Origin of the sequence: Streptomyces sp. NPDC102402, from assembly GCF_044765765.1 — a bacterium.
Taxonomy (GTDB): Bacteria; Actinomycetota; Actinomycetes; order Streptomycetales; family Streptomycetaceae; genus Streptomyces.
Genome location: NZ_JBIWKR010000011.1, coordinates 154,748 through 170,180, shown reverse-complemented (window position 1 = coordinate 170,180; position 15,433 = coordinate 154,748). Strand labels below are relative to the sequence as shown.

Here is a 15,433-nt window from a genome sequence, read left to right as displayed (position 1 = left end):
GCGCCGGCCGAGGCCCGCCCCTCAGGGCGCGGACGCGGGTTTCAGCAGGTCGGAAAGGTCGGGCACGGTGGGCAGGTCCAGTCCGTACCTGTCTCTCTCCACGACGTACGTACAGCTCGTGTAGGTGTAGCCGGACTGGACGCGTGAGCCGGAGGAGTAGCTGTCCACGGCCGCCGTCGCCCCCGTGCCGTGCTTGTACAGGAAGTGGTACTCGCCCGCCGGGAGCCGCAGCCGCGCCTTCGGGTACGACGTGCCGCCCGCCTTGCAGGCGCCGGCCGAGCCGGCGGCCTCGCTGCTGAACCGCTCGCAGTCACCGCAGGGCTTCAGCTTCACCGTGCCGGTGACCGGTCCCGTGTAGAGCACCTCGACCTCGTTGGGGGCGCCGTTGCTGATGACGAGCTCCATCCGGGCACCGCCCGGCTCCCCGCTCCCCGGCAGCCGCTTGCCGGCGGAGGGCCGGTCCTCGGCTATCTCGGCCGCTATGGCGATGTTCCGGGCGTGCCGCACGCGCCGGTCCTCCTTGTAGGTGTCCGCGAAGTCCGTCAGCGTCTGCCGCGCGTCCGTGAACCGCTTGTCCTTGAACTCGTCCACGCCGCAGGCGTACACGCCGTCCCGGACACCGGCGCCGGCCTGCCGGCCCAGCGAGGGGACGGAGGTCTCGGGCAGCTCCGCGACCAGGGCACTCGTCCGGCGCAGGTCCTCGGTGACGGTGCAGGGCTCCGCGCCCTTCAGACGGGCCACCTGCTGCCGTATCTTCCCACTGACGGCCGGGCCCACCTGCCCTGCCTGCCGGGACTCGGGGAACGTGCGCAGCAGCGTGGTCAGCTCCTCGCTTCCGGATCCGGTCCCCGTGCCGTCCAGCCGGGAGACCCCGCAGCCGTACAACGACTCCGCGAGCGGGGTGTCGGGCCATGCGGCGAGATCGCCGAGCAGCTTCCGGTCCACCGCGTCGGGCACCGTGCGCAGATAGGTCAGCGGCTCGACCGCCTCGCAGTGCTCCTTCGCACGGTAGGGCGTGGCGACCGCCGTGTAGTAGGCCTTCAGCCGATCCGGGACGAGGGCGGCCGCGCGCGAACCGGGATGATCCTCGCTCAGATCCCGGTACAGGGTGAGTGCGTGGCGGTAGTCGGTCTCGGACAGGAGGAAGGAGCTGCGCGCGGCCTTCGCGACCAGATCGTCGCCCTCTTCCAGCCGGCCGAGCAGCTCCCGCTCCACCGCCTCGTCCCGCGCGGACGCGTAGGCGGAGGTGCCGGCCAGCGGGACGGCGAGCAGCAGCAGTCCGAGGACTCCTGCCAGGAGGGGCCGGGGCGGTCCCCCGATGTCCGTGCGCCGGGCGATGCGTGCCGCGTCGGCAGCGGCGAGGACCAGCAGCAGGAGATAGCCGGCGACGAGGACGGCGGGCACCCCGTCCGGATCGGCGGGCAGCGCGACGAGCAGGAACACACCGGTCGCCGCCCAGCTCGCCGCGGCCCTGCGCCACCGGCGCACCAGGACGTGGCCGAGACCCAGACCGGAGAGGTTCAGCAGCCCGGCGGCGGCGGCCCTCAGTGCGCCGCCCGGCGGCGGCGGTCCGGCCGCCGGAGGCCGGGTGGGAGGAGGGGGAGGAGGAGGCTGAACGGCCCCCCGGGCGTCCTGCGGCACGGCTCCCCGGGCGTCCTGCGGTACGGACTCCCACCCGGCGCCGGGTCTGGGCTCCGGTGTCTCCGACTGATCGCGCGATTCCACCACGGCCCCCCACCGTCGAACCCCGTCAGGTCCCCGGGTAGCTGCCCGGTTTCATGCCCCTTCACGCATCCTTGCGGACGTTGAATCCATTTTGGTGTGGGATGCATGGATCGGCGCGGGAGCACCGCACGGTGTCGGAACGCGCCGCCTCGCAGTAGGGTGCGCAGTGCCGCGACTGGCGCGTACCCGGCAGGGTGCTCCGTGGAAACGACCACGAGGGAGCGGCACACTCCGGGCGTGCCCGGGGCGTCATCGCCGGAGGGCCGTCCGCCTGGGCAATCCGGGTCCATGTCGCCCCGTGCGACCGACCCGGGAGGAACCCCGTGGCCGTACAGCCGTCCGATGACCGCCGTCCCGCCCTCACCGCCGCCGATCCGGAGCTCGCCGCCCTGGTGAACGCCGAGGAGCGGCTCCAGGCGGACACCCTGCGCCTGATCCCCAGTGAGAACTACGTGTCCTCCGCAGTGCTGGAGGCGTCCGGAACCGTCCTGCAGAACAAGTACTCCGAGGGCTACCCCGGCAAGCGCTACTACGAGGGCCAGCAGGTCATCGACCAGGTGGAGACCCTCGCCGTCGAGCGCGCCAAGGCGCTGTTCGGGATGGAGCACGCCAACGTCCAGCCGTACTCCGGTTCGCCGGCGAACCTCGCCGTCTACATGGCGTTCCTCCAGCCCGGCGACGCCGTCCTCGGGATGTCGCTGCCGATGGGCGGGCACCTCACCCACGGCTGGGGGGTCTCGGCCACCGGCACGTGGTTCCGCGGTGTGCGGTACGGGGTGCGGCGCGACACAGGGCGCATCGACCTGGACGAGGTGCGCGACCTGGCCCGCGCCGAGCGGCCCAAGCTGATCTTCTGCGGGGGGACCGCCGTGCCCCGCGTGATCGACTTCGCGGGGTTCGCCGACATCGCCCGTGAGGTGGGAGCGGTGCTGGTGGCCGATGTCGCCCACATCGCGGGGCTGATCGCCGGGGGCGCGCACCCCTCGCCCGCCCTCCACGCCGACGTGGTGTCCACCACCACCCACAAGACCCTGCGCGGGCCGCGCGGCGCGATGCTGCTCACCCGGGCCGAGCACGCCAGGGCCGTCGACCGCGCGGTCTTCCCCGGACTCCAGGGAGGTCCGCACAACCAGACCACCGCCGCCATCGCGGTCGCGCTGAAGGAGGCGGCGGGGCCGGACTTCGCCGCGTACGCCCACCAGGTCGTCGCCAACGCCCGCGCGCTGGGCGAGGAACTGGCCGCACGCGGCTTCGACCTCGTGTCCGGCGGTACGGACAACCACCTGCTGCTGGCCGACCTCACCGCCAAGGGGGTCTCCGGGAAGATCGCGGCCAAGGCGCTCGACCGCGCGGGGATCGTCGTCAACCACAACACCGTCCCGTACGACCCCCGGAAGCCCTTCGACCCGTCAGGCATCCGCATCGGAACCCCCGCCCTGACGTCCCGGGGCATCCCCGCCTCCGAGATGGGAGCGGTCGCGCAGTGGATCGATCTCGTGGTCGACGCCGCTCGTACAGGTGATGAAACGACGATTTCCAAGGTCCGGGACGAAGTGAGGACCATGATGGACGCCTATCCGGCGCCGGGCCTCCCCCTGGTCTGACCGGGGCGCCGGAGCAGTCCGTCCGGGGGCACACCGGACCCGGACTGCTCCGGAACGCCGTGCTCCCGACTCCGCGCGCCCGCTCTGCGCCCTGTGCGGAGGGCGAACCGCCGTACAGGCTGGGGGAGCAAGGATGCCGGAGGGGTGAACAGAGGGGGCACGATGCAGGATCTCAAGGTCACGTCATGGCAGCTCTTCGGGCACGACCGGCTCTACGTGAATCTGCCGGACGGCACCGCGATCGGGTGGGCGGACCGGGGCAGCGGCACGATCACGGTCCTGCACCCGCGCTACCGCGACGCCGTGACCGACGCGCTCGCCCGGCAGGTCCCGGACCTGCCGGCGCTCGTCGGGGAGCCCGTCGTCGGCGAGGAGGGCCGGGCGGGGCTGCCGGCCATGCCCGCGCCGCCTGCGGTCCCGCGGATCCCGCCCATGCGGGGGATGCGGAAGAGAGGCGCCGTGAGGGAGCCGGAGCCCGTCACCGCTGAGGTACCGGAACCGGTGGCCGCGCCCGTTCCGGCGCGTACGGCGGTCCCTGATCAGCCGCCCGCGCCGGCGGCCGCGTCGGTGGCCGTGTCCGAGCCGGTGGCGGCGGCCGTGTCCGAGCCGGTGGCCGTGCCGGACCGGGTGGCGGTGCCCGAGCCCGGGGGGCGTCGCCGCCCGGACGTCCTGCCCGCGTTGACCCCCGCGAGCGACCTCGCTCCGCGGCGGCCGGGCGCCGCACTCCGGCAACAGCTCGGCGAGTCCGGGGCGGGGGCGCTCGTACGGGCGGCGACCGGGGCCCTGCGGCGGCACCGGGACGCCGATCCTCGCCGTGGCGCCCTCGCGGGGGAGCGGAGGGTCGGGGCCGAACTGAAGCGCCTGACCCGCCACGGCTGGCGGGTCCTGCACTCCGTCCCGCTTCCGGACGGCACGGAGATCGGGCACCTGCTGATCGGGCCCGGAGGGGTCTTCGCGGTGAGCACGGACCACCGGCCCGGGGCGTCGGTACGGATCGGGGACGGCACCCTGCGGACCGGCGACGGCACCCCGCAGCCGTACGCCCTCGACGACGGACCCGGCGCCCGCGGGGCCCGGGCGGTGCTGGAGGCGTACTGCGCCTTCGACGTGCCCGTACAGACCGTGCTGGTGTTCACCGGGGTCACCGCCCTGGACGTGGCGGACACCCCTCCCGGCGTCCGTGTCTGCCGCGAGCGTCAGTTGTCCGCGCTCGCACCCCTGACCGGCGTACTGACCCCCACGCAGGTGGAGCGGGTCTACGACGTCGCACGGAACGGGGAGGCCTGGCTGGAGACGTGACCCCCTGGGCCCTGCCGGTAGATTTCGTGGTGCCGCGGCGGCGACGCCGCGGTGCCGTCGCCGAAGGGGAAGCCGCCATGAAACTCCGCTGCGCCGTGCTCGACGACTACCAGTCCGTGGCGGGCACCGCCGCGGACTGGTCCCCCGTCGCTGACGACGTCGAGGTGGTCGGCTTCGCCGATCACTGCGCGACCGAGGACGAACTGGGCGCGAGGCTGGCCGAGTTCGACATCGTGGTCACCCTCAGGGAGCGTGTGCCGTTCCCCGCGACCCTGATCGAGCGGCTGCCCCGGCTCAGACTGATCGTCGCCTCGGGCATGCGCAACGCGTCCATCGACCACGCCGCCGCCGAACGGCACGGGATCACGGTCTGCGGCACGGCGAGTACCGCGACCCCGCCCGTCGAGCTCACCTGGGCGCTGCTGCTCGGGCTGGCGCGGGGACTCGTGGCCGAGGCCAACTCCCTCCGCGAGGGCGGCCCCTGGCAGTCCACCGTCGGAGCCGACCTGTACGGGCGCAGGCTCGGGATCCTCGGACTGGGGAAGATCGGCGGCAGGGTCGCCGCGGTCGGCCGGGCCTTCGGCATGGACGTGGTGGCCTGGAGCGAGAACCTGACCGCGGAGCGGGCGGAGGAGGCCGGGGCGGGATTCATCGCGTCCAAGGAAGAGCTCCTGGAGACCAGCGACTTCGTCTCCGTCCACCTGGTGCTGAGCGACCGCACCCGCGGCCTGCTCGGTGCGAAGGAGCTCGCGCTGATGCGGCCCGGCAGCTATCTCGTCAACACCTCGCGGGCGGCGATCGTCGACCAGGACGCGCTGCTCGACGTCCTGCGCCGAGGGGCCATCGCAGGCGCCGGCATCGACGTGTTCGACATCGAACCGCTTCCCGGGGACCATCCGATGCGCAGCGCGCCCCGCCTCCTGGCCACACCGCACCTGGGCTACGTGTCGCAGGCCAACTACGCCGCGTACTACGGGGACGCGGTCGAGGACATCCGCGCCTACCTGGACGGGAAGCCCGTGCGCAGGCTCGGCTGAGACGGTGCCGTCGCGGGAGCCAGGTTCACCGGCGGTCATGCGCAGACCGAAGTAGCCTGAGCGCAGGGGCACTTCGGCCCCCGGACAGGGAGGTCCCCGCGTGAGCCTGCTCGACGACGAGACGGCCGCCGGCATGCTCCGGATGCCCGCCGGCACCGTCGACCTCCGTGACGACCGCCGCGGAGCGCAGTGGCAGGAGACCGTCGAGTCCTTCCTGCTCGCCCGCCTCCCCGTCACCCTCGGCCAGTACTGGGCCCTCACGGACACGGCCCCCGATCCCGCCGTGTCCCACGCCCTGCCCGTGACGAACGTCAGCTGGCTCGACGCCGTCGACCTGTGCAACAGCTTCTCGTCCCGCGCCGGACTGACCCCGGTCTACTCCCACGACGCGCGGAGCGGTGAGGTCACCCGCGACCCGGCCGCCGACGGCTACCGCCTGCCCACGGAGGCGGAGTGGCAGTACGCGTGCAAGGCGGGCACCACCGGCTACCGCTACGGCGAGCTCGACGCCATCGCCTGGTACGAGGAGAACTCGGACGGCCGGCTCCACGACGTCGGCGGCAGGACCCCGAACGCCTGGGGGCTGTACGACATGCTGGGCAACGTCTGGGAGTGGTGCTGGGACCTCTACGACGAGGAGGTCTACGGTGCCTACCGCACCTTCCGCGGCGGTGGCTGGGCCGAGGCGGAGCGCGGCTGCGGCGCCACGGTGCGCCGTCGCAGCCACCCCACCTTCGCGATCGACGACCTCGGTTTCCGGATGGCCCGGAGCCCGAGGGGCGTGGGAACCGAGAAATCGCGCGACTGACCGATACCGGGTGCGCTACGTTCCTGATCACTCGAAGGGGGCGAAGTGACGAAGCTCAACCAGATCATCGCCGTGGAGAAGGGTGTCAAGAGCAAGTCGCTCCAGGACATCACCGCGGCCCACCACAAGGTGCAGAAGCCCGTGCCGCTGGCCGGCATCTCGCGTACGTACCAGCCGAAGGACGAGGAGGGCGAGCAGCTTCCGCCCGAGTCCACGCGCGTACAGGTCAAGGCCGAGGACGTGGTGCGTGAGATGGCCGCCTCGCTGACCCGGCTGTTCGACGTGACCGCCACCAAGGACTGGGCCAACTGCACCGCCCGCGCGGACGTGTCCGTCGACGGACGGGTCGTCGTCCCCGAGGTCCCGGTCAGCTACCTCCTGTTCCTGGAGAAGCAGCTCACCGACCTGCACACCTTCGTGAAGAAGCTGCCGGTGCTCGACGCCTCCGAGTCCTGGTCGCTCGACCCGTCCACGGACTGGTGGAAGACCGACCCGGTCCGCACGATCCGTACGAAGAAGGTCCCCCGCAACCACGTCAAGGCCGAGGCGACGGAGAAGCACCCGGCGCAGGTCGACGTGTACTACGAGGACGTGCCCATCGGGTACTGGACGACCGTGAAATTCTCCGGAGCCCTTCCGGCACGACGGGTGAACGAGCTCCTGGAGCGGGTCGAGAAGCTCCAGCACGCGGTGAAGTTCGCCCGCGAGGAGGCCAACGGCGCCGAGGTCACCGACCGGAGGGTCGGGGACGCGGTGTTCGGCTACCTGTTCGGCTGACGCCGGACGTGAGGCGGCACCCCCAGAACGCCCCCGCGCCAATGCCGTGGGGGCTGCGCACCCTGCACGAGGCGGAATGAGGTCCGCCCCGTGTGATGAGCGCAAGCTGAAACTGAACGTTCAGCCTGAAGACGCGGTAACGGTGGAGGTTCGAGTCCTCCCCCCGGCACCACCTGCCGGGGTGGCCCAACATGGCAGAGGCACCCGCGATCAATCTCAGACTCTCGCTCCAGATTCAGTATCGCCGCCGACTGCCAGACCGACCGAGTACGGACGAACACCTTTGAATGCTGGTTCGAATCCGGCCTGCGCCTCTTCGCGGCGCGGTAGTTCAATGGAAGAACGCGATGGTATGACGACTGATCCGCACTCTTAAACGGCGCTGGCACGCGCAATTGGGTGGCAACCCCAGGGGCCCGGGAGCTGGATACGACTCCCGGGCTCCGCCACGCCTGCCACCGTGATCGCAAGGACCGGTTCGAGGGATACGAGTCACCCGTCTGCTGTACGTTCTTGGCATGGTCACGAGCGAAATGGGCGAGAACGCGGAGTCGCGCTTCTCCGCTCTCCTGGCCGGTGCGGCAAGGCTTCCGGGCGTGCGGATCGACCGGGAGGCGTACCTCCGGACGGCGTTGGCCCGTCATTGCCCGGAGGATCAACTGCGCCGGGCGATGGAGGAGAACCCAGCGGCGGCTGGTATCCCGCTCGACGTTCTGGACAAGGTGGCCAACGACTCCATCCGCTACGAGACCGCCAAGGTGAGCGCGCTCTCCGCGGCTGCCGGGCTCCCTGGAGCCCTGGCCCTGCCTGCCACCGTGCCGGCCGATCTGGCCCAGTACGTCGCCCACATGCTCCGCGTCGCGCAGAAGCTCGCCTACCTCTACAGCTGGCCCGATCTGTTCTCGGTCGACAAGGACGAGCTCGACGATGCGACCAAGTCAGTGCTCACGCTCTTCTTCGGAGTGATGTTCGGGACCCAGTCCGCGAACGCCGCTGTGGGGAAGGTGGCGGAGGCTGTAGCCGAGCAGGTCGCCAAGAAGCTGCCCCAGCAGGCACTGACGAAGGGTGTCGTCTACCCCGTCGTGAAGAAGATCGCTCAGTACCTCGGCGTCGAGATGACCAAGCAGACCTTCGCCAAGTCCGTCTCGAAGGCGATTCCCCTCGTCGGGGCCGCGGTGTCAGGCGGGCTCACCTACGCGACCTTCCGCCCCATGTCCAGAAGGCTCAAGGCGCACCTTTCCGGCCTGGACCTCGCCAAGCCGGTCGGGGGCCAGGTCATCGTGGGTGAGGTCATCCAGGACGAGGACCGCCCAGCCGCTGACGAGGCGAAGATCCCGAAGCCGGGCCGTGAATGGCGTGTGCTGAAGCGCCGGTAGGCCGCGGCTCAGGCCCTGGGCGGGGCGGCCGGGAGCCGTCGTGGCTGTGCTTTCGGCGCTCGGGTCTCGAATCTCGGGGTTCGAGATTCGTGGAGCCCTTCTCACTCGTTCGGGGGTCCGGCGAGGGGTCCCGGGCCGACGCTTGAGCTTCGGGTTTCGAGGGCCGAGGTCCGGGCTCCGGGATTCGAGCCGTGTTGTTCATCCGGGAGGTAGGTAAGGGCTTTAGGGGAACCTCCCCTCCCTTCCCACCCCGTCACGGCCAGCAAGTATGACTAATCGTGATCAGGTTGCAGCGGAGAGTCGCGGCTGCTTACGGTGCCCACAACGAGACGACCCCGACGCGGTGTTAGCAGCACCGGCCGGGGTCTGACCCAAGATCGATTACCCAAGAAGGACGATCTCGTGGTTATCCAGCACCCTAGCTCCGCGCTGCCCGCCCCCGCATCCTCGGGCCCGTACCGCAGGGCCCACACCGGCTACGGCAAGCAGTCCGTCCCCGGCCGGCACCAAGCGCACCGGGACGACTTCGCCCACCTGCCGGAGCGCGAACGCTACGTCGCCGGGTATGTCGACCACCTGCCCGACGGCGCCGCCATGGACATCAAGTCGCTGGCCAAGGACCTGCCTCTGTACGGCCAGATGGCCATCGGGACCGCCCTGCGCGCCCTCGCCGTGGCCGGGCATCTGCGCCGCGTGCGCTGCCGGGTCGAAGGGGGCGGCCAGTGCCGGTGGGTGACGCTCACCTACTGGTCACGCACCGCCCACGACAACGAGTGGTGGGCCGCCAGGCTCGCCGGCGGAGCAGCCGCCCCGGAGCAGGCGCCCGCACTCTCCGCCCAGCCGATCGTGCCCCGTCAGCGCACCGCGCAGGCGGACATCACGCCGTCCCCCTCCCCGAACCCGCCGCCGCCGTCCCCGGCTCCGGAAGGCGCACCGGGTACAGGCGCCCCAGGCCCGGCCGAGGCGCCGTCCCCCGCCTACCTCGCCCTGGCCGAAGTCGGCCGCCGCGAACCCCGCCTGCCGCTCTCGGCCGCCGACTGCACCGCCCTGGAGCCCCTGGCTGCCGCCTGGTTCGCGCGCGGTGTGAGTGCCGACTACCTGACCTCGGCGCTCATCGCCGGGCTTCCTGAGGGGGTCGGTTCCCCCGTCGGCCTGGTACGCCGTCGCCTCATCGACAAGATGCCGCCCCGCCTCCCCGCGGAACCCGCACCGACCCGGGGCGCGCCAGGCAAGCCCGTCCGCGGTCTCCTGGTCGAGTGCACCGAATGCGGCCGCCCCGGCCCGGCCGAAGCGCTCCCGGACGGCCTCTGCCGTCCCTGTGGCACCACGCCCCAGCCGGCGGAATCACCCGATGGCGCAGAGGCTGACGAGGTCGAACGCGACGTCCCGGCCCTCGTCGCGAGCCTCCGCAACCTGATGCGCACGCCGTGAACCCTCGCGCAGTGGACTGCGGCTGCCCGTGACCGGCTGCCCGCGCGCCGGCCAGAAAGTGGTCCTCCGTTCACTGTTCCTGCTTCTACGCCTACCGGCAAGACTCGGCACCCGTAGTGCACACTCCTGAAAGCTGAGGCACGGGCCATGGCGCAGATTGACGATGTCTCATGGAACCGCTCCCTGAGGGCAGTTTTCGGGGAGGGCATGTTCGCAGCTGTGGGAGCGCGGAGATGCGATGACTGGCGACTGGATGCCCTCGACGTGATGCGTCTTCGGACAGACGACCCGCGTGGCTGGCGCAGGATTGTCATGGCGCCAGCAGGGAGCAGTTACGGTGCGGGCTCGGACGGCCCGTTCGGTGCTGTCACGCCGGGCGACATCGATGCGGCTTTCCCTGTGGCGAGGAGCGGGGCCGAGCAAATCATGGTCACTCTCCAGGGAGAGTGGTTCCAGACGGAGGACATTCAGGATTTCGATGCGAGAGAGGCTGAGCTGTTCTCTCACGCGCGAGTGATCCTGGAGAGGTTCGGAGCAGACGCGGTGTTCTTCACCAATGCGGTGTCGGCGCGCGAGAATCCCCATGCCGACATGCTTCGTCGAGAGGGGGTATACGAGGGCTTCACCAGCCACGTTATGGACTGTGGTGTGATCGCTGTCTCCGCCACGGAAGTCGGCATCTTCTGGAGCTTCACGACTGACTGAGGATTTCCCGCGCGCCCGTTCTGCCACGCTGCAGCACCAACCGGATCACCGACGTCGTGAGAACAGACTGCGCCGTGATCACTCCAGCCACGGTGAGATCATCTCGGCGGCCCTATCATGCGATCCGAAGAGACGAGCAGCCGTCGAGGGGACTGACAGGGGTGGCCGCAGCGCGCATGGCAGCAGCAGTGCTGGTCACATGGGCCGCGCTGGTCGCGCTCCTACTCGCACCGTCGGCCCTGCCCGAGCAGTGGCAGTACTACATCTACTCGCCAGCAAGCGTGGGATTGTGGATGCTGGTCATGCTCCTCGCGCCCATCGTGGTCTGTACCGTCAAATGGCCATGGATCAAGTCGGGCAGAAGGTAAGCCTCGACCTGCGTACGAGCCCGCAGGGCACTCCGTAGCATCTGGCCGTCATGTGCGGGACGACCCTCAGGCTCAGTGGTGTACCCGGCAGGTCGTCACACGCGACGAGCAGGAAATGCACCACTGGCCGGCCCAGGGAGCGCGACCGAGGCTCACTGCCGAGGCCGGGTGCCTTTGCCGGCCACGCCCCGTACGCATGGGGAACGGGCGCCCGCTTCGGCGAGCTGAGGCAGTTCCTCGGCGGTCGGTTCTCGCAGGACATGCTCGACGAATTCGCCGACCACGATGCGGCGGTCCGCGATCACAGGGAATCAACTGGTCCACGGTGCCCGTGCGTACGCTGACACGGAGTACGCGGGTCACTGCTGGTGTGCTGTCCGGACGTGCCGCCAGATTGGGCACATGACATCACCGCCCATCCCGGTCGGCCGCCACGCTCCAGTCACCGTGAGCGTGTTCGTCCAGCGCTTCACCAGTTGTAGCGGTCCCAGGCATTGGCCTGATAGTCGAGACCGACCTTGGGCTCACCACTTGCGTCCGGCACGACGGTGACCACCCCGGTAACGTTCGATCTGGTGGCACCGACCGCGTAGAACCAGTTCTCATTGACGTTTTTGGAGAAGTTGAAGTCCCGGTTACCGGTTTCCACCGGTATGGATACCGGCTGTCCGCCATTCCTGCTCCTCGGCGCCATGAGGGCCGGAACCCCGGTCGGGAGCGGCTCGCCTGATCCCTGGCGAAGGCGTCGCACACGCACGGTGGCGGGGCGGGCTTGACCGCGTCGGCGGGGGCGGCACACAATGCGGGACATGACCCCCTACTCGCTGACCACCGTCGCCCTGCGGATGACGGGGCCTCGCGGCGAGTGTGCTCCTCGGTCCACCACCTGTCTGCGACGCCGCGGCCGTATCGGCTCGCCGCCGGTGCGCATCGGCGTCCACTCGCGCTGACGAGGCGTCATCTCCACTCGGCCGCCTCGCGAGACGAAGCCGAGAACCCGGTAGCACCGGTGTTACCTCTCCCCGGCCCTTCACGGACCCACTGTGTCCCGCACCCTGCCCCGCAGGCACGCGGCGCGGGCGTGAACGGCCCACCTCATCGCACCGCCGGAGGCCTCGGCCGCTGTCGCGGGTCCAACCCGTCCCCTCGGGTGCCCGCCCGCCCACCGGAGCCCACGGCGGCTCGCTCTCCGCCAAGGAGGAACCGTATGACCAGCATTGCTTCCCCGAACGCGACAGCCACGGCCGCCGACAGCTCCTTCTCCACTCCGCCCGTCCTGCGTGAGGCACGCATTCCGCAGGACGGCATGTACGAAGGGCACCGTGTCCTGGAACGGCTGCCGGCTGATGCGGAGGCGCGCCCGTACACCCTCTTCGACGTCGTCCCCCAGGGCCGCACGATCGGCGCGGAGATCCACGGCGCCGACCTCTCCCGGCCGTTGGAGCCGGCCCTGCGCGAAGAGCTGAACCGTGCCCTGCTGGAGTGGAAGGTGCTCTTCTTCCGGGGGCAGAACCTCACCTCGGCCGCCCAGCGAGACTTCGCCCGCCACTGGGGCGAGTTGGAGGTCAACCCGTTGCTGGCCAGGGGAGACAGCGAGGACGTCGTCCGCTTCGACAAGTCGGCGGGGGCGCCGAAGACGTTCGAGAACGTCTGGCACACGGACGTCACCTTCCGCGAGCGTCCGGCTCTCGGCGCCGTCCTGCAACTGCGCGAAGTGCCCCCGCTGGGGGGCGACACCATGTGGGCGGACATGGCTGCCGCGTACGACAACCTGCCGCAGGACGTGAAGGACCGCATCGACGGGGCGAGCGCCGTCCACGACTTCATCCCCGGTTTCGCACGCTTCTACGGGCCCGAGGAACTCGCGCCCCACCAGGAGGCGTTCCCGCCGGTCGAGCATCCGGTCGTGCGTACGCACCCGGAGTCGGGGCGGCGGATGCTGTTCGTGAACACCTCGTTCACGACCCGGATCGTCGGTATCGACCGGGCGGAGAGCGACCGACTGCTGCGCTTCCTCTTCCAGCAGGCGCACGTACCCGAGTACCAGGTGCGTTTTCGCTGGCAGCCGGGCGACGTCGCCTTCTGGGACAACCGGGCGACCCAGCACTACGCCGTGAACGACTACGGCCCGCACCCGCGGGTCGCCGAGCGGGTCGCCATCGCCGGGGACCGCCCCTTCTGAGCGACCAGCGACCAGCGATCGGCGACCGGCGACCGCCGGACGGCGGGCGCGTCTCCGCGCCCGCCGGGTCGTCACCGTACGCCCCGGTCAGGGGGAGAGCGGCGCCATCTTGTCGACCACGCCCGGGTTCTCGGCGATCCACTTCTCCACGGCCGCTTCCTCATGGCCGGTGCCTTCGTCCTGGATGGCCGCCTCCAGGTCCCCGAGCTGCTCCTCCGACATGTGCCAGTCCTTGAGCCAGCCGTGGAACTCGGGGAACTTCTCCGGGAACGACTTGTGGCCGAGCGAGCGGATCTCGTTCACCTCGCCCCACAGCTTCTTGGGGTCCTTGAGCTTGGTCAACTCGTACTTGCTGTACGCCCAGTGCGGCGACCACAGGACGACCGCCACCGGTTCGCGCTTGCGCAGCGAACGCTGCAGCTCCAGGATCATGCTGGGGGAGCTGCCGTCGGTGACCTTGTACTCCTTGTCGAGCCCGTAGCCGGGCAGCACCTCGTTCCTGAGCAGGTTCATCTGGCCGGTCCCGGGCTCGATGCCGATGATCCTGCCGCCGAACTCCTTCGACCTGCCCTTGAGGTCCGCCATCGAGTCGATGCCCTTGACATAGCTGGGCACCGTCACTTCGAGCGTGGTCTCGTCGTACCACGGACCGATGTCGACGAGGTCGTTTTTGTACTTGTCCCAGTACTGCTTCTGAGCATTGGGGAGCCAGGCGTCGAACTCCACATCGACCTGGCCGCCGGCCATCGCGGTGAACATCGACCCGACGTCGTACTGGTGGATGCTGGGCTTGTATCCGCGCCGCTCCAGAACGTTCTTCCACAGGTAGGTGACGGCCACGTCCTCGTCCCACGGGAAATAGCCGATGCTGGGAGCCGCGCCTGCCTCCTTCCCCAGGTTCTTCTCGTCCACGTCCCGGCCCTCGTCGTCCGGACCGGAGACGAACTGCAGGCCGCCGGCGAGCAGTGCGAGGACCAGCACACCTATACCCGCGAACGCCGTGTTGGGCCTCCACCGCAGGGCCTTTCCCGCCCGGAGGGAGGCCGCTTTGGCCAGCGCACGGCGACCGAGAGGCGAGATGCGCTGATTCAGCGCACCGGTCATACGGTCGAGGTACATGGCGAGGATGACCACGGCGAGACCCGCCTCGAAGCCGAGGCCGATGTCCACCGAGCTGATGGCCTGGAAGACGACGGTACCCAGACCGTCGGCGCCGACCATGCCCGCGATGACCACCATGGACAGGGAGAGCATGATGATCTGGTTGACGCCGGCCATGATGGTCGGCAGGGCCAGCGGCAGCTGTACGCGCAGCAGAATGGCACGCGGAGGGGCTCCGAACGCTTCCGCCGCCTCCACCAGCTCCTCGTCCACCTGCCGAATGCCGAGCTCGGTCATCCGGATGCCCGGCGGCATCGCGAAGATGATGGTGGCCACGATGCCGGGCACCACGCCCACCCCGAAGAAGGTGATGCCGGGGACCAGGTAGACGAAGGCCGGCATCGTCTGCATGAAGTCGAGAACCGGCCGGAGGGCCGAACTCACCGACTTGTTCCGGGCCGCCCAGATGCCGAGGGGGACGGCGATCACCATGGTGATCGTGGCCGCCACGACGAGAAGCGACAGCGTCTGCATCGCCTTGTCCCACAACTCGATCGAGTTGACGAGAAAGAAGCCCGCGGAAGCGAGGACGGCGGCCACCACGCCCCGCAGCCACCAGGCGATCAGCGCGAGGATCGCGCCCATCACCAGCGCGTCGGGGCCCGACATGACGAAGTACACCCCGTCGTACAGGCCTTGGCCGACGGAGTGCAGGGAGTCGAAAAGCCAGGGGAGGCGAGCTTCCAGGAACTCGACCGCGCTGTTGACACCGGCACCTATCTCGAGCCTGATCACGGCTTACCGCCTTCATCGCACCGGTGTCCGTCAGCTCCGGCAGGGCCTGGCCCGCGTGCAGGTCGCCCAGCTCCCTCACCGAAGGTGCTGTACCTGCCTGGGGGCTCTGTTGTCAGCCTGGTCACGTGTGCCTTTCGCGTTGTCCTGAGACCCGGCGAAAGAGACATGGGGGCGCCCAGCCCCTCGGCGGTGTGGGACATGCGGATGCGCGCGGCGCGTGGCCGT

At 70.1% G+C, this 15,433-nt stretch carries 13 protein-coding genes and 1 riboswitch; of the genes, 10 read left to right on the top strand and 3 right to left on the bottom strand.

Translation table 11 applies throughout. The features are described from left to right. Window positions 1-21: 21 nt before the first annotated feature. Window positions 22-1,725: a hypothetical protein gene (locus ACIRJR_RS27745; RefSeq protein WP_403785492.1), complete on the bottom strand. Its 1,704-nt coding sequence runs from the start codon at window positions 1,723-1,725 to the stop codon at window positions 22-24. 161 nt (window positions 1,726-1,886) lie between these two features. Further along, window positions 1,887-2,009, top strand: a riboswitch (ZMP/ZTP riboswitch). A gap of 39 nt (window positions 2,010-2,048) precedes the next feature. Between ACIRJR_RS27745 and glyA the strand changes: the two genes are divergently transcribed. From glyA to ACIRJR_RS27705, 8 genes are all read left to right on the top strand, one after another. Beyond that, window positions 2,049-3,329: a serine hydroxymethyltransferase gene (gene glyA / locus ACIRJR_RS27740; RefSeq protein ID WP_403785489.1), complete on the top strand. Its 1,281-nt coding sequence runs from the start codon at window positions 2,049-2,051 to the stop codon at window positions 3,327-3,329. Between the two features lie 162 nt (window positions 3,330-3,491). Further along, window positions 3,492-4,628, top strand: coding sequence for an NERD domain-containing protein (locus tag ACIRJR_RS27735; RefSeq protein ID WP_403785487.1), 1,137 nt, complete (start codon window positions 3,492-3,494; stop codon window positions 4,626-4,628). A 77-nt stretch (window positions 4,629-4,705) separates the two neighbouring features. Next, the gene (locus ACIRJR_RS27730; protein WP_403785485.1) at window positions 4,706-5,665 is read left to right on the top strand and encodes a D-2-hydroxyacid dehydrogenase family protein; all 960 of its coding nucleotides are present in this window, start codon (window positions 4,706-4,708) and stop codon (window positions 5,663-5,665) included. Window positions 5,666-5,765: 100 nt separating this feature from the next. Further along, window positions 5,766-6,473 (top strand): formylglycine-generating enzyme family protein, encoded by a 708-nt coding sequence (locus ACIRJR_RS27725; protein WP_403785483.1) that lies wholly within the window; start codon window positions 5,766-5,768, stop codon window positions 6,471-6,473. 45 nt (window positions 6,474-6,518) lie between these two features. Next, window positions 6,519-7,250 (top strand): hypothetical protein, encoded by a 732-nt coding sequence (locus tag ACIRJR_RS27720; protein ID WP_403785480.1) that lies wholly within the window; start codon window positions 6,519-6,521, stop codon window positions 7,248-7,250. A gap of 518 nt (window positions 7,251-7,768) precedes the next feature. Further along, the gene (locus tag ACIRJR_RS27715) at window positions 7,769-8,626 is read left to right on the top strand and encodes a hypothetical protein (protein ID WP_403785478.1); all 858 of its coding nucleotides are present in this window, start codon (window positions 7,769-7,771) and stop codon (window positions 8,624-8,626) included. Between the two features lie 402 nt (window positions 8,627-9,028). Continuing rightward, on the top strand, window positions 9,029-10,057 hold the full coding sequence (locus ACIRJR_RS27710) for a MarR family transcriptional regulator (protein WP_403785476.1): 1,029 nt from the start codon (window positions 9,029-9,031) through the stop codon (window positions 10,055-10,057). Window positions 10,058-10,204: 147 nt separating this feature from the next. Beyond that, on the top strand, window positions 10,205-10,762 hold the full coding sequence (locus ACIRJR_RS27705; protein ID WP_403785474.1) for a hypothetical protein: 558 nt from the start codon (window positions 10,205-10,207) through the stop codon (window positions 10,760-10,762). Window positions 10,763-11,599: 837 nt separating this feature from the next. Here ACIRJR_RS27705 and ACIRJR_RS27700 read toward each other — a convergent pair. Next, on the bottom strand, window positions 11,600-11,779 hold the full coding sequence (locus tag ACIRJR_RS27700) for a hypothetical protein (RefSeq protein ID WP_403785472.1): 180 nt from the start codon (window positions 11,777-11,779) through the stop codon (window positions 11,600-11,602). A gap of 160 nt (window positions 11,780-11,939) precedes the next feature. On the opposite strand from ACIRJR_RS27700, the gene ACIRJR_RS27695 reads away from it, so the two are divergent. Further along, entirely contained in the window at window positions 11,940-12,080 is a 141-nt protein-coding gene (locus ACIRJR_RS27695; protein WP_403785470.1) for a hypothetical protein, read from the top strand. Window positions 12,081-12,436: 356 nt separating this feature from the next. Further along, the gene (locus ACIRJR_RS27690; RefSeq protein ID WP_403785624.1) at window positions 12,437-13,312 is read left to right on the top strand and encodes a TauD/TfdA dioxygenase family protein; all 876 of its coding nucleotides are present in this window, start codon (window positions 12,437-12,439) and stop codon (window positions 13,310-13,312) included. Window positions 13,313-13,399: 87 nt separating this feature from the next. Here the strand turns inward: ACIRJR_RS27690 and ACIRJR_RS27685 are convergent, their stop codons facing one another. Further along, window positions 13,400-15,208, bottom strand: a complete 1,809-nt coding sequence (locus tag ACIRJR_RS27685; protein WP_403785468.1) for an ABC transporter permease/substrate binding protein — start codon at window positions 15,206-15,208, stop codon at window positions 13,400-13,402. Window positions 15,209-15,433 lie beyond the last annotated feature (225 nt).

What these genes read in the sequence shown, in the direction of transcription:
- ACIRJR_RS27735 (WP_403785487.1), top strand. Translation starts at nt 3,492, where the DNA reads ATGCAGGATCTCAAGGTCACGTCATGGCAGCTCTTCGGGCACGACCGG.
- ACIRJR_RS27730 (WP_403785485.1), top strand. Translation starts at nt 4,706, where the DNA reads ATGAAACTCCGCTGCGCCGTGCTCGACGACTACCAGTCCGTGGCGGGC.
- ACIRJR_RS27715 (WP_403785478.1), top strand. Translation starts at nt 7,769, where the DNA reads ATGGTCACGAGCGAAATGGGCGAGAACGCGGAGTCGCGCTTCTCCGCT.
- ACIRJR_RS27705 (WP_403785474.1), top strand. Translation starts at nt 10,205, where the DNA reads ATGGCGCAGATTGACGATGTCTCATGGAACCGCTCCCTGAGGGCAGTT.
- ACIRJR_RS27695 (WP_403785470.1), top strand. Translation starts at nt 11,940, where the DNA reads ATGACCCCCTACTCGCTGACCACCGTCGCCCTGCGGATGACGGGGCCT.
- ACIRJR_RS27690 (WP_403785624.1), top strand. Translation starts at nt 12,437, where the DNA reads ATGTACGAAGGGCACCGTGTCCTGGAACGGCTGCCGGCTGATGCGGAG.